Below are 21,678 nucleotides of genomic sequence, written 5' to 3'. Positions count from 1 at the left end.
TTGACCGATCACACGCCGCCTTCGTGCCGAGGCTTCGGCGGCGAGCATGGAACATCCCCTCGGCGAATGCCAGACGCAAAAAACCCGGCCCCCTTGCGGAGGCCGGGCTACTTAAGTCGAAGCTTCTTAGCGCGTTCTCTTCTCGCGAATGCTCGAAACGCCTCAGCCGCGGGTGCGCGAGCGGATCATGAAGCTGTCGAAGGTGTATTCGGCGACCTGCCACCACAGATACTGGTCGGAACGATACGCCTGCATGGCATCGATCGACTTCTTGAAGTCGGCGTTCTTGGCCGAGATTTCACCCCACAGCTCGTTGGTCGCCTTGAGGCAGGCCTCGAGCACCTCGTTGGTGAACGGACGCAGCTGCGTGCCGCTGGCGACCAGCCGCTTCAGCGCCGAGGGGTTCTGCATGTCGTAGCGCGCAGCCATCCAGCTGTTGGCGTTGGCGGTCGCGTTGGTCAGGATCGCCTGGTAGTTCTTCGGCAGCGCGTTCCACTTCTCGAGGTTGCAATAGGCGTGCACGGTCGGGCCGCCCTCCCAGAAGCCCGGGTAGTAGTAGTACTTGGCGACCTTCTGGAAGCCGAGCTTCTCGTCGTCATAGGGACCGACCCACTCGGCGGCGTCGATGGTGCCCTTTTCCAGCGCCGGATAGATGTCGCCGCCAGCGAGCTGCTGCGGCACCACGCCGACCTTCTGCAGCACCTGGCCGGCAATGCCGCCGATGCGGAATTTGAGGCCGGAGAGATCGGCGACGGTCTTGATCTCCTTGCGGAACCAGCCGCCCATCTGGGTGCCGGTGTTGCCGCAGGGGAAGCCGATCACGCCGAACTTCTTGAAGAACTCGTTGCCGAGCGCCTCGCCGCCGCCCTGGTACCACCAGGAATTCTGCATGCGCGCGTTGAGGCCGAACGGCACCGACGCGTAGATCGCAAAGGTCGGGTCCTTGCCGACATAGTAATAAGACACGGTGTGGCACATCTCGACCGTGCCGTTCGACGTCGCGTCCAGCGCCTGCAGGCCGGGGACGATTTCACCCGCCGCGAACACCTGGATCTGGAACTTGTTGTCGGTCATTTCGGCGACGTACTTCGCCACCTGATCGGCGCCGCCATAGATGGTGTCCAGCGACTTCGGGAAGCTCGAGGTCAGGCGCCACTTGATTTCAGGCGAGGACTGCGCGATCGCCGGCGCGGCAACCGCCGTCGCGGCAGCACCGGCCGCAGAAACTTTCAAAAAATCACGACGCTTCATCGTAAGGCTTCTCCTTGAGGGGCGTTTCCCAGTGACCGCAAGCAGCTCTCCGGCAGGAGGCTCGCAAGCCGAACGCTTGCAAACACCCGCCGAGGCGCTCTGGGTCGGCCCTTTAACACGGAAGGCGGCCTCACGGAAACGCGACAATGGCATGACCGCGGCAATTAAACGAAAGTCTGATGACGCCGGAAATATGCCGGAAAATGCGGCTCGGGCTGCGACGATGACACCGCGCCGCCGCTCGCGGACCTTGCCACCCGTCACGCGGTAAATCGCCGCGCGCGGCCGGTCGGAGCGATCAGCGCCGCGTCGCTTCCCGCGCCTTCTTGGCTTTATCGGCCAAATGCCGCCCGCGCCGGATCCAGCTTTGCGCGGTTGTCTTGCTGACGCCATACATCTTCGCGATCGTCGCTGCAGCTTCACCGATCGAGCCGGATTTCTTGGCAACGTTGAACGCCATCCGGGAGGCCTCTTCGCGCTTCTCCCGCGTCAGATGCTTGCGTTCCTTGCCTGCTTCGCGCGATGCTGCCATGTCGATGGTCGCCCCACGACCTTCCCGCAGTTTCGGCTTCATCCCCTGGCCACCTTCAACGGATCGAAGGGTGGTATGATTCGGCCAGTCCCGCACAAACATACAGGCCGGAACCGATTCAGCAATCGCCGCGGTGCGACGGGCCTGTGAAGAAAGCCCCCCGCCGCGCCGCGGCCCGCAGAACAACTGCGCGGGCTCAGGCCGCCGCGATCACGCCCTGCAGCTGCTCGCGGACCTTGTCGCCGATCGCGCGATAGATCGCGGCGTGCGGGCCGTCCGGTTCGCTCTCGACCACCGGATTGCCGGCATCGGAGGCGGTGCGGATGGCGATGTGCAGGGGGATTTCGCCGAGGAACGGCACCCCGAGCTTCTCGGCCTCGTGGCGGGCGCCGCCATGGCCGAAGATATCCGAGCGGGTGCCGCAGTGCGGGCACTGGAAATAGCTCATGTTCTCGACAATGCCGAGCACCGGCACGTTGACCTTCTTGAACATCGCCAAGCCCCGCCGCGCGTCGATCAGCGAGAGGTCCTGCGGCGTCGAGATGATGACGGCGCCCTTGAGCGGGACGTTCTGCGCCAGCGTGAGCTGGGCATCGCCGGTGCCCGGCGGCATGTCGACCACCAGCACGTCGAGCGTGCCCCAGGCGACGTCGCGCAGCATCTGGGTGATCGCGGACATCACCATCGGTCCGCGCCAGATCATCGCCGTGTCCTCCTCGACCAGGAAGCCGATCGACATGATCGACAGGCCGAAGCGCACCAGCGGGACCATCTTCTTGTCGTCGTTGAGCTGCGGCTTTTCGCGGATGCCGGTCAGCCGCGGCACCGACGGGCCATAGATGTCGGCGTCGAGCAGCCCGACGCGCAGGCCGAGGTCACGCAGGCCGAGCGCAAGATTGAGCGCCGTGGTCGACTTGCCGACCCCGCCCTTGCCGGAGGCACCGCGATCACGGCGGCGATGCCCGGGATCTCGGCCTGGCGCGCCATCGGCGATTGCGCACCGGGCGGATGCGGATGGCGGTGCGTGGACGCCGGCTGGACGCCACCGGTCGGCCGCGGGCTAGGCGCCGCACCACTGCCCGCTTTGCGCTCCGCGGTCAGCGCGATCATCGCGACGCTGACGCCGGGAATGCCGCGCACGGCGTTCTCGGCCTGCGCACGCACGCTCTCCCAGGCGCGGGCTTCCGCGGCATCGACGTTGATCGAGAAGAAAACCTTGCCGTCGGTGACCGTGATCGCCGACAGCACATTGGCGTTGGTCAAGGGGACGCCGCGTGGCGACATCACCTTGGCAAGGCAATCGAGAACCTGTTGCTGCGTCACGCTCACCGCGGATCTCCTGAAAAGTTCAAGAGACGACCCAATAGAGCGTTGCGGCGCAAAAGGCTACCTCGCTCCGACGTCGTCCCGCCGCTCGGCGGGGGCTGCCGAGCCGCCTTCCTTGGCGGCCTCGTAGTTCAGCTCGATCATGACCCCGTTGGGGTCGTTCACGAAGATCTGCCAGAGATCGCCGCCGGGAACCTGGCGCGAGTCGAATTCCATGCCCTTGGACTGAAGCCGCTTCCGCATCCCGTCAAAGCCCTGGCTGGCAAAGGCGACGTGGTGGACGACGCCCGAGTCCGGCTTTTGCGCCTCGTCGGTCGAGGAAATGTCGACCAGATGCACGACCGCCTTGCCCTCGCTGTACATCCACGCACCGGGGAACGCGAAGTTCGGGCGCGCGCCCTTTTCCAGGCCCAGAATGTCCTCGTAGAACCGCACCGTGGCGGTGAGATTCCGGGTCCGGATATTGAAATGATCGAGCACACCGACGCTCATGCCCATGCGAGACACTCCCTTTTTTGTGAGGTTCTTAGGTAGCCCGATCCTAGCACAAAACCGGGGTCTGCCATCCAACGAAGCCGTTGCCCTCCGCTGCGCAGGGGGTATGGTGCGGCTCCTTCCATGGACGGAATGCCCTGCCCGCCGCGACGATTTCCGGCGGTCTTGCGGGGCGATCACCACGGCAAATCACAAGGTATCAGACATGGCTAAAGTCGCTTTCCTCGGTCTCGGCGTAATGGGCTTCCCGATGGCGGGACATCTCGTGAAAAAGGGCGGCCATGAGGTCACCGTTTACAACCGGACCGCAGCGAAGGCGAAGGAATGGGCCGACAAGTTCGGCGGCAAGACCGCGCCGACCCCGAAGGCCGCCGCCGAAGGTCAGGACTTCGTGATGTGCTGCGTCGGCAACGACAATGACCTGCGCTCGGTCACGATCGGCCCCGACGGCGCCTTTGCCGGGATCAGGAAGGGCGCGACCTTCGTCGATCACACCACCGCTTCCGCCGAGGTCGCCCGCGAGCTCGATGCCGCCGCCAGCAAGGCCGGCTTCAAGTTCGTCGACGCGCCGGTGTCGGGCGGCCAGGCCGGCGCCGAGAACGGCGTGCTGACGGTGATGTGCGGCGGCGCCGAAGACGCCTATGCGGGCGCCGAGCCGATCATCACCGGCGCCTATGCGCGGATGTGCAAGCTGCTCGGACCGGCAGGCGCCGGCCAGCTCACCAAGATGGTCAACCAGATCTGCATCGCAGGCCTCGTGCAGGGCCTGTCGGAGGGCATCCACTTCGCCAAGAAGAGCGGGCTCGACGTCGCCGCCGTGATCGAGACCATCTCCAAGGGCGCCGCGCAGTCCTGGCAGATGGAAAACCGCTACAAGACCATGAACGAAGGCAAGTACGATTTCGGCTTCGCCGTCGAGTGGATGCGCAAGGACCTCTCGATCGCACTGGCGGAAGCGCGCCGCAACGGCGCCACCCTGCCCGCTACCGCACTGGTCGACCAGTTCTACGCCGAGGTCGAGAAGATGGGCGGCAAGCGCTGGGATACGTCGAGCCTGCTGGCGCGCCTGCAGCGCTGAGATCGGGCACGGAGCGAACAGTACGGGCGCGGCTCAGCCGCGCCCTTTTTGCAGGCGATGAACAGCCATTGCACAACGCTATCGGCGGTTCGCCGGCCGCGCCGCCAAAAGTTAATTTAACCTCCGGTTAACGAGTTTCTTTAGCTTCTTAAGTCATCGCTTAATGATTTGGCGTCACAGATAGACAATGCAAAAGGCCCGCGCGGTTCGCTGGCAGGATTTGTGTTGTTTATGAGTAATCCCGCAGAAAAGCCTGAAGTTGTAGCGCTTCCGGCAGGACCTCAGGTGGCAGCGCCGGTGAACAGCCGGCGCGTCGCTGCGCAGCGGGTGCGCGAGGCGCGGGATCGGTTAACGTCAACCAGTGGAACCCGCCCGGCGTTCGACGCCGAACTGCTCCGCCAATACGCCCAGACCCGGATCTCGGCGTCCTACGTCGTGATGCTGCTCGTGGTGGCAACCGGCGTGCTGTTCGGCCTCTGGATGAAGCCGTTCGTGGCAGGTGCCTGGACGGTCGGCATCCTCTGCGTCCATCTCCTGATCATCCGCAGCTGCTCGCACTTCCTCGCCGAGCCGACCTCGGTCGCGGTGACCCGCAAGTGGCGGACCCGCTTCGTGCTGCTCGACCTGCTCTACGGCCTGTGCTGGACGGCGATCCTGATCCACCCCGCCGGGCGCGATCTCGCGTCCAACACGCTGATGATGTTCCTGATGCTGCTGGTGATCGCGGTCTCCAGCATGCTGGCGGCGAGCCTACCGATCGCAGCGCTCGCGGCCACCGTTCCGGTGACGGTCGGGATCGCGCTCGACCTCGTGCTCAACGGCGCGTTCGACAATTACGTGCTGGCGCTGCTGGCGCTCGCCGCCGAGGGCTATTTCGCGCTGCTGGCGCACCGCCTGCATTCGACCACGCTGGCGACGCTGGAAGCCCGCGCCGAGAAAGACGCGCTGATCGGCGAGCTGGAGCAGGCCAAGGCGATCTCCGACGAAGCGCGGCACCGCGCCGAATCCGCCAACGTCGCCAAATCGCGCTTCCTGGCCCAGATGAGCCACGAACTGCGCACACCGCTCAACGCCATCCTCGGCTTCTCCGAGGTGATGAAGAGCGAGATCTTCGGCGCGCATGCGGTGCCCGTGTACAAGGAATACTCCGCCGACATCCATAATTCCGGCGTGCACCTGCTCAACCTCATCAACGAGATCCTCGACCTGTCGCGCATCGAGGCCGGCCGCTACGAGCTGAACGAAGAGGCCGTGGCGCTGGTGCATGTCGTCGCCGACTGCCACCATTTGCTGAAGCTGCGCGCCTCCAGCCGCGGCATCACCATCCACGAGGTGTTCGAGCACGGCATGCCCCGGATTTGGGGCGACGAGCGCGCCATCCGCCAGGTCGTGCTCAATCTGCTCTCCAACTCGATCAAGTTCACGCCGCAGGGCGGCGAGATCTGGCTGAAGGTCGGCTGGACCGCGTCGGGCGGGCAATATCTGAGTGTCAAGGACACCGGCAGCGGCATCGCCGAGGACGAGATCCCGGTCGTGCTGGCCTCGTTCGGCCAGGGCTCCAACTCGATCAAGTCGGCCGAACAGGGTGCCGGCCTTGGACTGCCGATCGCGAAGAGCCTGATCGACATGCATGGCGGCACCTTCACGCTGAAATCGAAGCTGCGCATCGGTACCGAGGTGATCGTGACCCTGCCGCCGGAGCGGGTGATGAGCGCGCTGGCGCCGATGGCGGAAGAATCGCCGCCGATGCAGCCGGAGCCCGCCGAGCCCACGATGGGCGCCGATCGGAAGCGTGTGCGCCGCAAGTCGATCATGAGTGCCGGCACCGGATTGTAGAGCATGTCGCGGACAAACGTGACGCGGGTTCAAGGTCAACAAACGGAAGGCGTTCGCGCCGGGACCATGCTCGCGACAAAAAGCCCGGGCGTGATGCAGCATCCCATGCCGCTCGGCTTGCACTGGCCGCCGAAACGGTTCAACAGTCGAAGTATGAGCTCAGAAACGCCGTGTATCGCAGTCTGCATGATGGACCCCAGGACGAAGCTCTGCTTCGGCTGTGGTCGCACGCTTCCGGAGATCGCGCGCTGGCACAAGATGGACCGCACCGAGCGGCTATCTGTGATGGCGACGCTGCCGGAGCGCATGGCCGAGGCCGGGCTCGCGCGCATGGAGCCGCGCCCGCAGCGCGCCTGACCGCGGCCGCGCCCAGGGGTGCAGCATGACCCGCATCCTGCTCGTCATCCTGCTCTTGATGGCGACCGCCGGCGCCGTCGTCGCCTATGGCGATCCCGATCAGATCGCGCGCGCCAGGGAGAACCTGACCCAGATCTTTGGCCGCAGCATCGTCGCGTCGGCCTCCCCCCCCTCCTCCGCGCCCGCGGTGCAGATCGCGCGCAGTCAGGGCGGTGAGTTCGCGTTCCGCGCCAAGATCAACGGCGTCAGCGCGCCGATGGTGATCGACACCGGCGCGACCTCCGTCGTCCTGACCTGGGAAACCGCCAAGGCGATCGGGCTGCCGACCGACATGCTCGAATACAATGTCGATCTGGAAACCGCCGGCGGTCACACCAAGGCAGCGCGGCTGACGCTCGATCGTCTCGCGGTCGGCAAGCTGGTCGAGAAATCGGTGCCGGCGCTGGTGGTGCAGCGCGGCCAGATGAAGACGAACCTGCTCGGCATGAGCTTCCTCGACCGGCTCGAAAGCTGGGGCGTCCGCTCCGACACGTTGTCGCTGACCGGTTACCCCGACGTCACCGGCAGCATCAGCACCTCAAGCCGGCATCGGCGGCCGCGCACGGCGGTCGATTAACGCTATCTATCGTCGTCGTGGATCGACGATGGATGGCGGCACAGCGGCGTGACCTGGATCTCCATGAAGGGAAACAGCGGCAGGCTGGACAGGATGTCGTGCAACTCCTGCGCGCCAGATACGTCGAAGATGCTGACATTGGCGTAGCGTCCGGCCACCCGCCATAGATGACGCCAGGCCCCCGTGCGCTGCAGCTCCATGGCGCGAACGCGTTCCGCCTGCTTCAGCGCGTCGACCTTCTCGGCCGCGATGTCATGTGGAATGCGGACATCCATTTCGACGTGGAACAGCATGGCAATGAACTCTCTCTGCAAGGATGGGGCCGCCACGCGGTCGCGGCGGCCCCATCGGACTGTCTACCAGATCGTCAGCCTTGTACCAGACCGCGGCTGACGAGGTTGATATCATCGGGATTGACGAGGTCCTTCGCCGTCCAGCCTGAGACGTCGTAGTCGCTCATGCAATTGCGCACGAAATCCTGCATGGCGCCGAGGTCGCCGGTGGCGCTTGCGGCCATCAGCGTCTCGACGCGCAGGTTCTCGTAATTGCCGGCATAGTTGCGCTCATAGAGCTCGTGCCGGCCGCCGAACTCGGAGCCGACCGCATCCCACAGCAGCTTGAGCAGCTTGATCCGGTCGATCGCGGCATAGCCGTTGGAGCCGCGCACGAAGCGGTCGAGATAGGGCCGGATCGCCTCGCTCTCGAGGTCGGCCGAACTCGACGGCAGATAGATCAGGCCGCTCGCGACGTGGCGCTCGATCAACTCCTTGATCCGCGGATAGGCCATCGGCGCGAACACGCGATAGGCCAAACCGTAATTCAGGTTGGGCAGATTGTAGCCCTCGGTGCCCTGCCAGGCGATCGGCGACTTCACCATCGCATCGGCAATGCCGTGGAACAGATTGCGCCAGGCGATCACCTCGCCGACCGCGGTCTGCACGCCCCGGAAGTCCTTCGAGCCGGTCGCCTCGACCGCCATCGAGAACAGGCCGGCGATGAAGTCGAGCTTGACGGCAAGCCGGGTCACGCCGTGCAGCGTAAAGCGCGGGATGAAGCCTGACGCCGGGAAGAACTGGTTGATCTTGTCGACGTCGCCATAGATGAAGACGTTCTCCCAGGGCACCAGCACGTTGTCGAACACGAGGATCGAGTCGTTCTCGTCAAAGCGGCTCGACAGCGGATAGTCGAACGGCGAGCCAGTAGCGGCCGCAGTGAATTCATAGGACGAGCGGGCAATCAGCTTGATGCCCTTGGCATCCATCGGCGCGGTGAAGATCAGTGCGAACGACTTGTCCTTGATCGGGATGCCGTAATGGGCGATGAAATTGTAGTGCGTCAGCGCCGACCCCGTCGCGACCACCTTCGCGCCTGATACGATCAGGCCCGCATCGGTCTCCTTCTCGACATGCATGAAGACGTCGCGCACTTCTTCGATGGCGCGGTCGCGATCGATCGGCGGATTGACGATGGCGTGATTCCAGAAGTCGAGCCGCTCCTGGGTCCGCGAATACCACTTCTTCGCGTTGCCGGCGTATTCGCCGTAGAAGCCCGAATTCGCACCGAGCGTCCCGAGGAACGCCGCCTTGTAATCAGGCGAGCGGCCCATCCAGCCATACGCGACCTTCTGCAATTCGGCGATCGCATCGCGGCCCTTCACGAGGTCGTCGGCCGTTTTCGAGCCGAGGAAAAACGGATGGGTGATCTGTCCCGAGCCGGTATCGGTGAGAACGCCGATCTGATCCTTCTTCTCGTGAAAGCGGTCGTACCAGCGCGCCACCATCCGCGCCGAATTGCGGAACGCGGGATGCTGGGTGACGTTCTTGACGCGCTCGCCGTAGATGTAGATTTCCCGGCCGTCCTGGATGCTGTCCAGGAATTCCGCGCCGGTGTAGACGCTGGTCGTCGACGCAGGCGCGTCGGCCCGCAGGGCTGCTGCTGTAGTCATGGCTTCTCCTCCGCTTGTGTCGTGGGACCGGCGCGGCGTCGCCGCACCGGCCCGGACCATCCCGTCACGCTCTTGGTCGGCGTGACATCGGAGGAAAAGCTACGCGCTCACCCTGAGCCGGCGAAAGGTATCACACCATACCGCGCGGACCGCTGCGGCTCGGGCTATGACAAGACGGCACGGACCGGACGACGATGATCGTTCGGCCGACGCAACGCCGCCGTTGACGCAGTCGGCACGGCAAGGGAGCGCGCCATGGGCAAAGGCTTGGCCAAGGGTTTTGACAGCAGCGCTGTCGCTTTCCATCGCGATCGGGAATTGGCCCTGACGGCCAGCGTCGTCACCATCGGCGCGTTTGACGGCGTCCATCGCGGCCACCAGGAACTGCTTCGGCAGACCATTGCGGCGGCGCAACGCCGCGGGGTCCCGGCCGTGGTCTACACGTTCGATCCGCCGCCAAAGGTGTATTTCGGCCAGGCCGAGGCGCTGATCTCACTCGACGAAAAGCTCGAGCGCATAGCAACATTTGCGCCTGACCATGTCATCGTCGCCGACTTCAACCAGATCTACGTCAGCCGCACCGCGGCCGATTTCCTCGCCGAGTTGCAGCTCCTGCACCCTGGCGAAGTGATCGTCGGTGAGGATTTCCGCTTCGGGTCCTGCAAGGGCGGCACCGCGAAGCTGCTGCGCCGACATTTCGACACCCGCATCCTGCCGCCGGTGCGTTGCGGCAATGGCGAGATCGTCTCCAGCAGCCGGATCCGCTCGCTTCGGCGGTCCGGCCTTGCTGCTGCGGCGTCTGCACTGGAAAACTGGCGAGACGTCTTGACCGCGCCACCGGCCAATCCATCCAGCCTCGCCCAACTCGAGGTCATCAGCCAATGACCGCCATCGATCCGCGCGAGCTGCGTAATGCCTGTGGCCAGTTCGGCACCGGCGTCACCATCATCACGACACATTGCGAGGGACGCGATCACGGCATGACGGCCAATGCCTTCATGTCGGTTTCGCTCGATCCGCCGCTGGTCGCGATCTCGATCGCGAAAAGCGCGAAGATGCTTCGCAACATCCAGACCACCGGCCGCTTCGCGGTCAGCGTGCTCGCCGAGGGCATGGAGGATCTGGCCTGGCATTTCGCCGGCAAGCCCAAGCTCGACCTCCGCGACGTGTTCGAGCGCCACAACGAGCTGCCGGTCATCGCCAACGCGGCGGCGTATTTCGTGACCGATCTCGCCGACGAGATCATCGCAGGCGACCACACCATCTTTCTCGGTCATGTCCGCGAGATGTCGCTGCAGCAGTGCAAGCGGCCGCTGCTGTTCTTCCGCAGCCGGTTCGGCGGCCTTGCCGACCCGCACCCTGCGCCTGCGATGCTGGAGAATGCCGCTTACGAATTTATCTGGTGAAGCGACCAGTGGAAATTCCCGAAAACGGGAATGCAAGTTTGATCAAACTGCAAGAAGAGGAGGAAACGACCATGCTGAACGTCAACAAGGACACCATCACCGACCACGTGATCGCCGCGCTCTCGCCGGACATTCCGGATCGCAACCGCCAGATCATGACGAGCCTGATCCGCCACATGCACGCCTTCTGCAAGGAGGTCGACCTGACCTTCGCTGAGTGGTTCGCGGCCTGCGAATTCCTGCGCCGCGCCGGCGACATCTCGGACGAGAAGCGCAACGAGTTCATCCTGATCGCTGACATCCTCGGCGTCGAAGTGCTGGTCGACATGCTCGACCACCGGGTGACCGACGGCGAGAGCGAGTCGACCGTACTCGGCCCGTTCTACCGGGAAAACCCGCCGGTGCTGCCGAAGGGCGCCTCCATCATCAAGAAGACGTTCGACAACGCGCAGACCGTGAAGGTCAGCGGACGGATCAGCGATACCGCGGGTCGGCCGATCGAGGGCGTCACCATCGACGTCTGGGAAGATGCGCCGAACGGGCTCTACGATCTGCAGGACCCCGAGCAGCCGGCCTACAATCTGCGCGGCCGGTTCACGACCGATGCCAACGGCGAATATGCCTTCGTGGCGCTTCGCCCCGAGCCCTACCCGATCCCCTATGACGCGCCGGCGGCGAGCTGCTGAAGTACATGGGTCACCATCCCTGGCGTCCCGGCCACATCCACTTCATGCTCTCCAAGGATGGCTATCAGTCGCTGATTTCGCAGATCTACGATTCCGAGACCAAATATCTCGACAACGACTCGGTGTTCGCCGTGAAGCAGAGCCTGATCGGCACGTTCGCCAGGGCGCCGGCCGGTGCCGACACCGATCTCGTTCTCGCCTTCGACTTCAAGCTCAAGAAGGCCGCGGTCGAGCGACTCGTCGCGGCCGAGTGATACGTACCAGGCCCGCCGGACCTCGAAGGCCCGGCGGGCTCAACTTGAACTGACCTGCGAGGACATATGAGCCGTGCCGTGATTGAGATCGCCGAGCCTGTGGAGCAAGTGCGCCCCCTCGCCAAGGACACTGCGATCCGCAGTATCCGCGCCACCATCGTGGAAGCGCCGACCCGTCGGCGGCACAAGCTTTCGAACACGGAAGTCACGCATCAGGGCTACGTGCTGGTGCGCGTGCTGCTCGACAACGGCGTGACGGGGATCGGCGAAGCCTCGACGCTCGGCGGACCCCGCTGGGCCGAGGAGAGCGTGGAATCGATCAAGGCCGCGGTCACGAACTACCTGGCGCCGGCGCTGCTCGGGCAGCCTGCCCTCGCCTTCGAGGCCAACGCCCTGCGCATGAGCAAGGCCGCTACCCGCAACTTCGCGGCCAAAGGCGCGATCGAGTCCGCGCTGCTGGATGCCGCCGGCAAGACGCTCGGCCTCGCGGCCAGCGCGCTGCTCGGCGGCGCCGTGCGCGAGCGCATGGAGGTGATCTGGGCGCTGGCCTCGGGCGACAGCGGCCAGGAGCTGGAGGAAGCCAGGGAAAAGCTGCGGCGCCGCGAGCACCGCCAGTTCAAGATCAAGTTCGGCTTCAACCGGCCGCCGGCCGATCTGAAGCGGCTGCAGACGCTGCGCGCCGGCCTCGGCGACGAGGTGCGCCTGATCGTCGACGTCAACCAGGCCTGGACCGAGGCCGAATGCATCCGCTTCATGCCCGCGCTGGAGGAGCTGGACGTCGCGCTGGTCGAACAGCCGGTGTCGGCGCTGCAGCTGGACACCATGGCACGCATCGCTGCGCGCACCTCGATCCCCTTGCTGGTCGACGAAGCGGCCTTCACCAAGGAAGAGATTGCGCGCGTCGCCATGATGGGCTGCGGCAGCGTCTACTCGCTGAAGCTCGTGAAGAGCGGCGGCCTGTTTGAAATGAAGCGTGCAGCCGCGGTCGCCGGCGCACATGGCCTCGAACTCTACGGCGGCTGCCTGCTGGAGAGCAGTATCGGCGCGGCCGCGCATCTCGCCGCCTTCGCCACGCTGCCGAGGCTCGAATGGGGCACCGAGCATTTCGGTCCGCGGATTCTCGTCGAGGATCTGGTCGTCAATCCGATCAAATTCGACGCGTTCGAGATCTGCGTCCCTGACGGCCCGGGTCTCGGCGTCGAGGTCGACGAGGACAAGATCCGTGCCTTCGCCCGCAAGGACTAGTCAGATGGCGTCGTCCCCGCGGGCAATTGACAATCCCGGGACCCACGCCCAGTCTTCGCATAGCAACCATCGTGTCGAACGCGCGCTGATGACCACGCGGCACCAAACCCGATCAGCCTTCCCGGCAGCTTCGCTTGAAGCGCGCGGCCGAACGTCCGGCTAACCCCCGTGACCGAGCGCGACGATGTCATGGACCTCAGGCGGCTGGTCTATTTCGTCGCCGTCGCCGAGGAATTGCATTTCGGCCGCGCCGCATCGCGGCTTGCGATCGCGCAGCCGCCGCTGAGCCGGCAGATTGCTCAGCTGGAGAGCGATCTCGGCGTCATCCTGATTGACCGGAGCCGCAGCCAGATCCGGCTGACCCAGGCCGGCAGCGTGCTACTGGAACGTGCCCGCGACGTGCTGGAGCGGCTCGACCGCACGCATCGCGAGATCAAGCGGATCGGCGAAGGCTTTTCAGGCCACCTGCGCGTCGCCTTCGTCGGATCGGCGACCTACGGCATGCTGCCCAACGTGATCAAGGCGTTTCGTTCGGCCTATCCGGATGTCGAGCTCGCATTGTCGGCGATGAACAATGCCGAGCAAAAGCGCGCGGTGATCCAGCGCGAGATCGATATCGCCGTCGCGCGGCCCTCGCTCGACGACGAGGAGTTGAAGTCGGAGCCGTTGCTGCAGGAGCCGTTGATCCTTGCGCTGTCCGACACCTCGCCGCTGCTGGAGCAACAGGTCACACGGCTATCGGCATTGAAGTCCGAGACGTTCGTGCTCTATCCGCGTAAGCCGCGCCCGAGCTTCGCCGACCACATCCTCAATATCTGCCTCGAAGAGGGTTTCATTCCGAAATCGCAGGTGCTGGCTCAGGACTATCAGACCGCGATCAGCCTGGTGTCGGTCGCGTCGGGATCGCGTTGGTGCCGAAATCAGTCTCGCAGGCGGAACGCCCCGGCGTCGCCTATCGCGCCTATGAGGGACACAATCCGGGGACCGCGCTGTCGCTGAACTACCGGCGCGACAACCGGATGCCGCATTTGTTCAACTTCCTGAAGGTCGCGCAGGACGTGGTGCGGCGTCAGCGCAAGCAATAGCCGGCGCGGTCAGGCCGCGACCGGCGCAAGCGCGCGGTCGTCAACGCGCGCGACGGCGTCGCGAAGCACCTCGATCCCGGCGCCCGGCCGCACGCCGTTCTCCGCAAGGTGCCTGCGGAACGCACGCGCCCCAGAGACGCCGTGGAAGGCGCCGACAAAATGGCGCGTGATCGAATGCAGCCGCGTGCCCTCGGCCAATTGCCGCTCGATATAGGGCAGCATCGCTTCGAACACGTCCTTCATCGTCGCATGCGGCGACACCTCGCCGAACAGTTCGGAATCGACCGTCAGCAGCCGCCACGGCTCCTGATAGGCCGCCCGCCCCAGCATCACGCCATCGACCTGCGACAGATGCTGCTTCGCTTCGGCGAGACTCGTGATCCCGCCGTTGATAATGATGGGGACATCCGGCAGCGCCGCCTTGAGACGATAGACGCGATCATAGTCGAGCGGCGGGATGTCGCGGTTTTCCTTCGGCGACAACCCATTGAGCCAGGCCTTGCGTGCATGCACGACCAGCACATCGGCGCCCGCGGCAATCACGCCGCTCGCCAGCGCATCGAGCGCGACTTCCGGATCCTGGTCGTCGATGCCGATCCGGCATTTCACCGTGACGGGAATTTTCACCGCGCGTTTCATCGCCGCAACGCCCTCGGCGACCAGAACAGGCTCCGCCATCAGACAGGCGCCGAAGCGGCCGTTCTGCACCCGATCGGACGGACAGCCGACATTGAGATTGATCTCGTCGTAGCCAAAATCCTCGCCGATCTGGGCGGCGGTCGCGAGATCGCGCGGATCGGAACCGCCGAGTTGCAGCGCCACCGGATGCTCGCTGGCATCGAAGCCGAGCAACCGCGCCCGGTCGCCGTGGATCACGGCGCCGGTGGTCAGCATCTCCGTATAGAGCCGCGCCCGCCGCGACATCAGGCGATGGAAGACCCGACAATGCCGGTCCGTCCAATCCATCATCGGAGCCACAGAAAAGCGATAGTCTTGCGATTTCAATGATTTACTCTACCGTCTCACCAGGATGAAGCATCGGCCTGTCCGTCGTCAGGGCCAAAGTCGCCGACGTCGCAGCTTGCGGAATCCCTGCTTCTTTGTCGAACGACAACTACCTTGGAATTCGGCGTCCTGGCAGTGCGCCGAAACTCGCTCCTTGTCCAGTATCTCTCGCCGTCCGGCAGCAAGCCTTTTCCCTCGAGACGCAACAATCCGGTTGATGGGATTGATTCAATCACGAGACTCTTGCCAACCAGCGTTGCTCGGACCGGCGCGGAATGTGTGGCGCCAACGGTGGGATGAAAGGCACGATACCGAGCATCCCGCGACATGAATGGCGCGACGCATCCTCAACGCAACGGCACTAGCGCGCGGCTTCGAATCCGCCGAGTACGGCCGTCAGATTGGCACCGAGGATGTCGGAGAGATAGCCGCCCTCCTGCACCAGCACCGTCGGCAGGCCGAACCGGGCCAGCCCCTCGCCGATGCGGCGGAAGCCGTCGGTGGTGACGGCGAGGCCCGCCAGCGGGTCCTTCTCGGAGGCATCGAGGCCGAGCGCGACCACGAGCGCGGTCGGCGCGAAAGAATGGATCGCCCGCTCCGCCGCCGCCAGCGCCTTCATGTAATCGTCGTCGCCGGTGCCCTTGGCGAGCGGAATGTTGAGATTGGCGCCTAGGCCGGGTCCGGCGCCGCGCTCATGCGCGTAGCCCCAGACGAACGGATAGAAGAACGACGGATCGGCGTGGATCGAGACGGTGAAGACATCGCCCCGCTCGTAGAAGATGCCCTGCGTGCCGTTGCCGTGATGCACGTCGACATCGAGGATCGCGACGCGCTCATGCTTCTGGCGCAGATGCTCCGCCGCGATCGCGCTGTTGTTGAGGAAGCAGAAACCGCCGGCCATGTCGCGATAGGCATGGTGGCCCGGCGGACGGCACAGCGCATAGACGGCATCCTCGCCGTCCAGCACCATCTGCGCGGCGGTGACCGCGACGTCGCTCGAGGCGCAGGCGCCGGCCCAGGTGCCCTTGCCGATTGGCGCTGCGGTATCCGCCGTGTGCCAGCCGAGCTTGCCGACGATATGGGTCGGATAGGTGGCGGCGTTGCGCACCGGGTGGATGTTCGCGATCATCTCCGGCCCGGCATCGCCTAGTGCGGACCACATATCCCAGGCCTCGGCGAGAAAGCTCAGATATTCCGGACTGTGCACCCGCGCCCGCGGCCCCTGCCCGAATTTGGTTGGCTCGATCAGCGTGTGCTTGCCGGCCTTCAGGCCTGCCAGCAGTCGATCGGCGCGCTCGGGCTGCTCGGTGGTGCGCTGGACCACGCCGCGGACCAGGAAGAACTGCGGATCATGGCTGCGGTGCAGATCACTGTAGACGGCCTTCACGGGACACTCCTGTTGGATGAATCAGAAAGATCGCAACATCGCGCGCGGCTATTTCGCCGCCGCCGGCCATGGCGGAATCTCGCGCACCAGCCGTCCGACTTCCCGCCAGGCATGACCGATATGATAGTCGACATGCGCGACGATGCGCTCGGGATGACCTGCCTCGATCGCAGCGAGCACCGGCTCATGCGTGCGCGCAATCTCGTGCGGATCGTCATAGAGGCGACCAATCAGGCCGATCACCATGCGCAACTCGGAGGCGAGATCGTCGAACAGCCGCAGCATGCGCCGGTTGCCCGCGATCTCGCAGATCAGACGATGGAAGCGATAGTCTTCCTCGACCTGCCGCGCCGGATCGTCGAGATCGGCGGTCTCGTGCAGCACGTCGATTTGCCGTCGCAGCTTGTCGCGCGTCTCCGGCGTCAGGTTGCGCGCGGCAAGCACCGCGGCATGACGCTCGACGCACAAACGCAGGTCGTAGATCTCGTCGATATCATCGGCAGCGAACTGCCGGACAAAGAAGCCGCGGCGCGGATTGGCGACCAGCAAGCCCTGCTGCTCGAGCAGCCGCGCGGCCTCGCGCACCGGCGCCCGGCTCACCCCCAGCTCGCGCGCGATTCCGGCCTCGACGACCTTTGATCCCGGCGGCAGCCGCCCCTGCACGATCGCTTCGGTCAGACGACGGGCGACCTGACCGACGAGGTCGGTCTCGTTGAGGGCCGGCAAGCCGACCGGAGGGGAAATCGTGCGCATCAAAAGGGTCCGTTTCGACCCTTGTACATTATTTAATCGTCGATTGTCGACAGTTTGATCTTGATCAATTCTTAGATTGTCGACAGTTTGGTGGCGCGGGCATTGCATTGCAACAAAAACGGCCCGCGGACAGGGACTAGCAGCAACGATGACGACGCATGTGCGGCCCGACGCCGTGAAGGACCAGAACCAGCAATTTCGCATCGACCTCGCGGCGGCCTACCGGCTGATCCACCGGCTCGGGCTCGATGACAGCATCTACACCCACATCTCGGTGCGGCTGCCCGGCAGTCATGACCGCTTCCTGATCAATCCCTACGGCATGCGCTTCGAGGAGGTGACGGCGTCCAACCTCGTCACCGTCGATCTCGACGGCATCGTGATCGACGATCCGCTCGGGCTCGGCATCAATCCGGCCGGCTTTACCATCCACAGCGCGGTGCATGCCGCGCGGCCGGACGTCGCCTGCGTGCTGCACACCCACACAGTGGCCGGCGTCGCGGTGTCCTGCCAGAAGCAGGGACTGCTGCCGCTCAATCAATGGTCGATGCAGTTTACCGGCTGCCTCGCCTATCACGACTACGAAGGCATCGCGCTCGATCTCGACGAACGCGAGCGCCTGGTCGCCGACCTCGGCGCCAAGTTCGTGATGGTACTGCGCAATCACGGCATGCTGACCTGCGGCCGCTCGGTCTCGGAAGCCTTCAAGCTGATGCACAATCTGGAGCGCTCCTGCCGCGCGCAGCTTGCGATCCAGTCCGCCGGCGCCGAGATCGCGCCGCTGTCGGACGCGGTCGCGCACAAGACCGCCGGGCAATACGCAACCTTCTACGACAGCATCGAGAGCAACGGCGTGCCCGATACCGAGTGGGCGGCCTTCAAGCGAATGCTCGCGCGCACCGATCCGGATTTCGTGAACTAGAGCGCTTTCAAGCAACGTGAATACCGGTTCGGAGCTGCGGCCGGGCAAATCGAACAAGAGAGCCTGAACATGTTGAAGCGAGTTCTGTTGAGTCTTTTGGTGGCGAGTGCCCTGAGCACCGCGGCATTTGCCGAGGAGCCGAAATCCGGCGGCGTGATCAACGCGGTGATCCAGCCGGAGCCGCCGGGCCTGATGGTCGGCCTGGTGCAGAACGGCCCGACCCAGATGGTGGCCGGCAACATCTATGAAGGCCTGCTGCGCTACTCGCCCAAGCTCGAGCCGCTGCCAGGTCTCGCCGAAAGCTGGAGCGTCAGCGAAGACGGCAAGATCTATACCTTCAAGCTACGCAAGGGTGTCACCTGGCACGACAACAAGCCGTTCACCTCGGCCGACGTCGCGTTCTCGATCGAATTCCTCAAGCAGACCCATCCGCGCGCCCGCGGCAACCTTGCCCAGCTCGACAAGGTCGAGACACCTGACGACTACACCGTGGTGTTCACGCTGAAGCAGCCATTCGGCCCGTTCCTCGGCATCTTCGAGGTCGGCTCGTTGCCGATGATCCCCAAGCACATCTACGAAGGCACCGACTACAAGACCAATCCGGCGAACAACACCCCTATTGGTACCGGCCCCTTCATGTTCAAGGAATGGCAGAAGGGCTCGTTCATCCACCTGGTCAAGAACCCGAACTACTACATCAAGGGCCTGCCGCATCTCGACGAGATCTACTGGCACGTGATCCCCGACGCCGCGGCGCGCGCGGTGGCGTTCGAGACCGGCAAGGTCGACGTGCTGCCGGGCGGCTCGGTCGAGAATTTCGATGTGCCGCGTCTCACCAAGCTGAAGAATGTCTGCGTCACCGGCGCCGGCTGGGAATTCTTCAGCCCGCACTCCTGGCTGTGGCTCAACAACCGGCAGGGCCCGACCGCGAACAAGAAATTCCGCCAGGCGCTGATGTATGCGATCGACCGCAACTTCGCCAAGGACGTGATCTGGAACGGCCTCGCCAAGGTCGCGACCGGCCCGTCGGCCTCCACCATCAAATACTACACCGACAAGGTGACCACCTACGACTACGATCCGGCCAAGGCCAAGGCGCTGCTGAAGGAGGCCGGCTACAAGGGCGAGAAGGTCCGCCTGCTGCCGCTGCCCTATGGTGAAACCTGGCAGCGCTGGGCTGAAGCCGTGAAGCAGAATTTGCAGGACGTCGGCATCAATGTCGAGATGATCGCAACCGACGTTCCCGGCTGGAACCAGAAGGTCTCCGATTGGGACTACGACATCGCCTTCACCTATCTCTATCAGTATGGCGATCCTGCGCTCGGCGTCGGCCGCAACTATATCTCGAGCCAGATCTCCAAGGGCTCGCCGTTCAACAACGTCGAAGGCTACTCGAACCCCGAGATCGATCAGCTGTTCGCCGACGGCGCCACCGCCTTTCCCGACTCCAAGCGCGAGGACATCTATCTCAAGGCGCAGAAGATCCTGACCGACGACGTGCCGGTGGCCTGGCAGCTCGAACTCCAGTTCCCGACCATCACCCGTTGCAACGTCAAGAACCTCATCACCACCGCGATCGGCGTCAACGACGGCTTCCGCGACGCCTGGCTCGACAAGTAACGACCCGTCTCGCCGCGGCGCTGTCCAGCGCCGCGGTTTCTGCCGTTTCCTCGAACGCAACGACGTCACCCATGCTCTCTTTCATTGCCCAGCGACTTGCCAAGGCCGTGGTCGTGCTGCTCGCGATCGTGGTCTTCAACTTCATGCTGATCCGCATGGCGCCGGGCGACCCGGCGATGGTGATGGCGGGCGAGGCCGGCGCCAGCGACAAGATCTTCGTCACCCAATTGCGCGAGAAATTCGGGCTCGACCAGCCGCTGCCGGTCCAGCTATATCGCTACGTCAAGGGCATCGTGACGCTCGATCTCGGCTTCTCGTTCCGCCAGCAGATGCCGGTCGCCAAGCTGATCGCCGAGCGGCTGCCGGCGACGCTGCTGCTGACTGTCACGGCCTTCGTGATTTCGCTGCTGCTCGGCGTCCTGTTCGGCACACTCGCCGCACGTTTTGCCGGCACCTGGGCCGACACCGCGATCACGATACTGGCCCTGATCTTCTACGCCACGCCGTTGTTCTGGGTGGCGTTGATGGCGATCCTGCTGTTTTCAGTCGCGATGGATTGGCTGCCGAGCTTCGGCTACGAGACCGTCGGCGCCAACTACACCGGCTTCGCCCATGTGCTCGACGTCGGCGCCCATCTGATCCTGCCGGCGACGACGATGGGCCTGTTCTTCATGGCCACCTACGCCCGCATGACCCGCGCCTCGATGCTCGAGGTGAAGCGGCATGACTTCGTCAAGACCGCGCGCGCCAAGGGCCTGCGCGATGCCGTGATCCAGCGCCGCCATGTGCTGCGCAACGCGCTGCTGCCGGTGGTGACGCTGGCCGGCTTGCAGGCTGGCACGCTGGTCGGCGGCGCCGTGCTCACCGAGACCGTGTTCGCCTGGCCTGGCATCGGCCGCCTGATGTACGAGGCGCTGCTGCAGCGCGACTACAACCTGCTCCTCGGCGTCTTCGTGGTGTGCTCGGCGATGGTACTGGCCTTCAACCTGATCACCGACCTGATCTACCGCGCGGTCGATCCCCGCATCGAGTTCGCCTCATGAGCAAGTTCTGGCGCACCATGCTGCGCAACCCCGGCGGCGTGATCGGCCTTACGATCCTGCTGCTCGCGATCGCGATCGCGATCTTTGGACCCCTGCTGTTTCCGACCTCGCCCTGGCGCATGGTGCAGCGGCCGTTCCTGCCGCCGTTCACGATGCCCGGCCTGCCGCTCGGCACCGATGCGCTCGGCCGCGACGTGCTCGCCGGTATCATCTATGGCGCCCGCGTCTCGCTGCTGGTCGGCCTCGTTTCAACCATGGCCGCCCTCGCAGTCGGAATTCCCGTCGGCGCCCTCGCCGGCTATTTCGGCGGCAAGGTCGGCGACGCCCTGATGCGCTTCACCGAATTCTTCCAGACCGTGCCGAGCTTCGCGCTCGCCATCGTGCTGGTCGCGATCCTGCAGCCTTCGATCGTCTCGATCGTGCTGGCGATCGCGATCGTGAGCTGGCCGCCTGTCGCCCGCCTGGTGCGCGGCGAGGTGCTGTCGCTGCGCACGCGCGAATACGTCCAGGCCGCGATCGTCACCGGACAGAGCCACAGCTGGATCATCTGGCGCGAGATCCTGCCCAATGCGCTGTCGCCCGTCATCGTGCTGGCCTCGCTGATGGTCGCGACCGCGATCCTCCTGGAATCCTCGCTCTCCTTTCTCGGTCTCGGCGATCCCAATCTGATGTCCTGGGGCTACATGGTCGGCGCCGGCCGCACCGTGATCCGCCAGGCCTGGTGGATCACGCTATTTCCCGGCATCGCGATCCTGCTCTCGGTGCTGGCGCTGAACCTGATCGGCGAAGGGCTCAACGACGCGTTCAATCCGCGCCTCAACAAGGAAGGGCGTTGA

At 64.7% G+C, this 21,678-nt stretch carries 20 protein-coding genes and 2 pseudogenes; 13 read left to right on the top strand and 9 right to left on the bottom strand.

Translation table 11 applies throughout. The features are described from left to right. Positions 1 to 162: 162 nt before the first annotated feature. The 4 genes and pseudogenes from ALC15_RS21525 to ALC15_RS21510 all read right to left on the bottom strand — a co-directional run bounded on the left by ALC15_RS21525 (position 163) and on the right by ALC15_RS21510 (position 3,607). Positions 163 to 1,251, bottom strand: coding sequence for a TRAP transporter substrate-binding protein (locus ALC15_RS21525; protein ID WP_021082298.1), 1,089 nt, complete (start codon positions 1,249 to 1,251; stop codon positions 163 to 165). Positions 1,252 to 1,549: 298 nt separating this feature from the next. Continuing rightward, the gene (locus ALC15_RS21520) at positions 1,550 to 1,825 is read right to left on the bottom strand and encodes a hypothetical protein (RefSeq protein WP_244486195.1); all 276 of its coding nucleotides are present in this window, start codon (positions 1,823 to 1,825) and stop codon (positions 1,550 to 1,552) included. Between the two features lie 154 nt (positions 1,826 to 1,979). Beyond that, positions 1,980 to 3,112: pseudogene (locus tag ALC15_RS21515) on the bottom strand (Mrp/NBP35 family ATP-binding protein). A 57-nt stretch (positions 3,113 to 3,169) separates the two neighbouring features. After that, positions 3,170 to 3,607: a VOC family protein gene (locus ALC15_RS21510; protein ID WP_050628981.1), complete on the bottom strand. Its 438-nt coding sequence runs from the start codon at positions 3,605 to 3,607 to the stop codon at positions 3,170 to 3,172. A 172-nt stretch (positions 3,608 to 3,779) separates the two neighbouring features. Between ALC15_RS21510 and ALC15_RS21505 the strand changes: the two genes are divergently transcribed. From ALC15_RS21505 to ALC15_RS21490, 4 genes are all read left to right on the top strand, one after another. Continuing rightward, positions 3,780 to 4,682: an NAD(P)-dependent oxidoreductase gene (locus ALC15_RS21505; RefSeq protein WP_283806283.1), complete on the top strand. Its 903-nt coding sequence runs from the start codon at positions 3,780 to 3,782 to the stop codon at positions 4,680 to 4,682. 231 nt (positions 4,683 to 4,913) lie between these two features. Then, entirely contained in the window at positions 4,914 to 6,518 is a 1,605-nt protein-coding gene (locus ALC15_RS21500) for a sensor histidine kinase (protein ID WP_050628979.1), read from the top strand. A 153-nt stretch (positions 6,519 to 6,671) separates the two neighbouring features. After that, positions 6,672 to 6,875, top strand: coding sequence for a DUF1289 domain-containing protein (locus ALC15_RS21495; RefSeq protein ID WP_050629016.1), 204 nt, complete (start codon positions 6,672 to 6,674; stop codon positions 6,873 to 6,875). 25 nt (positions 6,876 to 6,900) lie between these two features. Further along, positions 6,901 to 7,491 carry a TIGR02281 family clan AA aspartic protease gene (locus ALC15_RS21490; RefSeq protein WP_050628978.1) on the top strand — a complete coding sequence of 197 codons (591 nt, stop codon included), beginning with the start codon at positions 6,901 to 6,903 and terminating at the stop codon, positions 7,489 to 7,491. Between the two features lie 2 nt (positions 7,492 to 7,493). Here ALC15_RS21490 and catC read toward each other — a convergent pair whose 3' ends face one another. Further along, positions 7,494 to 7,784 carry a muconolactone Delta-isomerase gene (catC, locus tag ALC15_RS21485; protein ID WP_050628977.1) on the bottom strand — a complete coding sequence of 97 codons (291 nt, stop codon included), beginning with the start codon at positions 7,782 to 7,784 and terminating at the stop codon, positions 7,494 to 7,496. Positions 7,785 to 7,858: 74 nt separating this feature from the next. Beyond that, positions 7,859 to 9,436, bottom strand: coding sequence for a 4-hydroxyphenylacetate 3-hydroxylase N-terminal domain-containing protein (locus tag ALC15_RS21480; protein ID WP_050629015.1), 1,578 nt, complete (start codon positions 9,434 to 9,436; stop codon positions 7,859 to 7,861). A 255-nt stretch (positions 9,437 to 9,691) separates the two neighbouring features. Between ALC15_RS21480 and ALC15_RS21475 the strand changes: the two genes are divergently transcribed. From ALC15_RS21475 to ALC15_RS21455, 5 genes and pseudogenes are all read left to right on the top strand, one after another. Beyond that, complete coding sequence (locus ALC15_RS21475; RefSeq protein WP_244486194.1) at positions 9,692 to 10,321, top strand: nucleotidyl transferase family protein; 630 nt, start codon at positions 9,692 to 9,694, stop codon at positions 10,319 to 10,321. Beyond that, positions 10,318 to 10,842 (top strand): flavin reductase family protein, encoded by a 525-nt coding sequence (locus ALC15_RS21470; RefSeq protein ID WP_050628976.1) that lies wholly within the window; start codon positions 10,318 to 10,320, stop codon positions 10,840 to 10,842. Before ALC15_RS21475 ends, ALC15_RS21470 begins: the two co-directional genes overlap by 4 nt. A 71-nt stretch (positions 10,843 to 10,913) precedes the next feature. Next, a pseudogene (locus ALC15_RS21465) lies at positions 10,914 to 11,782 on the top strand (intradiol ring-cleavage dioxygenase). Between the two features lie 78 nt (positions 11,783 to 11,860). Further along, the gene (locus ALC15_RS21460) at positions 11,861 to 13,027 is read left to right on the top strand and encodes a muconate/chloromuconate family cycloisomerase (protein WP_244486193.1); all 1,167 of its coding nucleotides are present in this window, start codon (positions 11,861 to 11,863) and stop codon (positions 13,025 to 13,027) included. Positions 13,028 to 13,195: 168 nt separating this feature from the next. After that, on the top strand, positions 13,196 to 14,026 hold the full coding sequence (locus ALC15_RS21455; protein WP_244486192.1) for a LysR family transcriptional regulator: 831 nt from the start codon (positions 13,196 to 13,198) through the stop codon (positions 14,024 to 14,026). A gap of 95 nt (positions 14,027 to 14,121) precedes the next feature. Here the strand turns inward: ALC15_RS21455 and dusA are convergent, their stop codons facing one another. From dusA to ALC15_RS21440, 3 genes are all read right to left on the bottom strand, one after another. Continuing rightward, a complete protein-coding gene (gene dusA, locus ALC15_RS21450) occupies positions 14,122 to 15,117 on the bottom strand; it encodes a tRNA dihydrouridine(20/20a) synthase DusA (protein WP_094194006.1) in 996 nt (331 codons plus the stop codon). Between the two features lie 361 nt (positions 15,118 to 15,478). Continuing rightward, a complete protein-coding gene (locus ALC15_RS21445; RefSeq protein WP_050628973.1) occupies positions 15,479 to 16,504 on the bottom strand; it encodes a histone deacetylase family protein in 1,026 nt (341 codons plus the stop codon). Between the two features lie 48 nt (positions 16,505 to 16,552). Beyond that, positions 16,553 to 17,257 carry a GntR family transcriptional regulator gene (locus tag ALC15_RS21440; protein ID WP_050628972.1) on the bottom strand — a complete coding sequence of 235 codons (705 nt, stop codon included), beginning with the start codon at positions 17,255 to 17,257 and terminating at the stop codon, positions 16,553 to 16,555. A 148-nt stretch (positions 17,258 to 17,405) separates the two neighbouring features. On the opposite strand from ALC15_RS21440, the gene ALC15_RS21435 reads away from it, so the two are divergent. From ALC15_RS21435 to ALC15_RS21420, 4 genes are all read left to right on the top strand, one after another. Next, the gene (locus tag ALC15_RS21435; protein ID WP_050628971.1) at positions 17,406 to 18,179 is read left to right on the top strand and encodes a class II aldolase/adducin family protein; all 774 of its coding nucleotides are present in this window, start codon (positions 17,406 to 17,408) and stop codon (positions 18,177 to 18,179) included. Between the two features lie 69 nt (positions 18,180 to 18,248). Further along, a complete protein-coding gene (locus ALC15_RS21430) occupies positions 18,249 to 19,799 on the top strand; it encodes an ABC transporter substrate-binding protein (RefSeq protein WP_050628970.1) in 1,551 nt (516 codons plus the stop codon). A gap of 71 nt (positions 19,800 to 19,870) precedes the next feature. Continuing rightward, positions 19,871 to 20,842 (top strand): ABC transporter permease, encoded by a 972-nt coding sequence (locus ALC15_RS21425; RefSeq protein ID WP_050628969.1) that lies wholly within the window; start codon positions 19,871 to 19,873, stop codon positions 20,840 to 20,842. Beyond that, positions 20,839 to 21,678: an ABC transporter permease gene (locus ALC15_RS21420; RefSeq protein WP_050628968.1), complete on the top strand. Its 840-nt coding sequence runs from the start codon at positions 20,839 to 20,841 to the stop codon at positions 21,676 to 21,678. Before ALC15_RS21425 ends, ALC15_RS21420 begins: the two co-directional genes overlap by 4 nt.

The sequence above is a fragment of the Bradyrhizobium viridifuturi genome (assembly GCF_001238275.1).
GTDB classification, from domain to species: domain Bacteria; phylum Pseudomonadota; class Alphaproteobacteria; order Rhizobiales; family Xanthobacteraceae; genus Bradyrhizobium; species Bradyrhizobium viridifuturi.
Note: the sequence above shows the minus strand (reverse complement) of the source record. Positions and strands in the feature narration are given on the sequence as shown.

Coding starts and splice junctions, on each gene's coding strand:
- ALC15_RS21495 (WP_050629016.1), top strand. CDS start 6,672: ATGAGCTCAGAAACGCCGTGTATCGCAGTCTGCATGATGGACCCCAGG.
- ALC15_RS21430 (WP_050628970.1), top strand. CDS start 18,249: ATGTTGAAGCGAGTTCTGTTGAGTCTTTTGGTGGCGAGTGCCCTGAGC.
- ALC15_RS21525 (WP_021082298.1), bottom strand. CDS start 1,251: ATGAAGCGTCGTGATTTTTTGAAAGTTTCTGCGGCCGGTGCTGCCGCG.
- ALC15_RS21490 (WP_050628978.1), top strand. CDS start 6,901: ATGACCCGCATCCTGCTCGTCATCCTGCTCTTGATGGCGACCGCCGGC.
- ALC15_RS21480 (WP_050629015.1), bottom strand. CDS start 9,436: ATGACTACAGCAGCAGCCCTGCGGGCCGACGCGCCTGCGTCGACGACC.
- catC (WP_050628977.1), bottom strand. CDS start 7,784: ATGCTGTTCCACGTCGAAATGGATGTCCGCATTCCACATGACATCGCG.
- ALC15_RS21425 (WP_050628969.1), top strand. CDS start 19,871: ATGCTCTCTTTCATTGCCCAGCGACTTGCCAAGGCCGTGGTCGTGCTG.
- ALC15_RS21420 (WP_050628968.1), top strand. CDS start 20,839: ATGAGCAAGTTCTGGCGCACCATGCTGCGCAACCCCGGCGGCGTGATC.
- ALC15_RS21475 (WP_244486194.1), top strand. CDS start 9,692: ATGGGCAAAGGCTTGGCCAAGGGTTTTGACAGCAGCGCTGTCGCTTTC.
- ALC15_RS21510 (WP_050628981.1), bottom strand. CDS start 3,607: ATGGGCATGAGCGTCGGTGTGCTCGATCATTTCAATATCCGGACCCGG.
- ALC15_RS21440 (WP_050628972.1), bottom strand. CDS start 17,257: ATGCGCACGATTTCCCCTCCGGTCGGCTTGCCGGCCCTCAACGAGACC.
- ALC15_RS21470 (WP_050628976.1), top strand. CDS start 10,318: ATGACCGCCATCGATCCGCGCGAGCTGCGTAATGCCTGTGGCCAGTTC.
- ALC15_RS21500 (WP_050628979.1), top strand. CDS start 4,914: ATGAGTAATCCCGCAGAAAAGCCTGAAGTTGTAGCGCTTCCGGCAGGA.
- ALC15_RS21435 (WP_050628971.1), top strand. CDS start 17,406: ATGACGACGCATGTGCGGCCCGACGCCGTGAAGGACCAGAACCAGCAA.
- ALC15_RS21520 (WP_244486195.1), bottom strand. CDS start 1,825: ATGAAGCCGAAACTGCGGGAAGGTCGTGGGGCGACCATCGACATGGCA.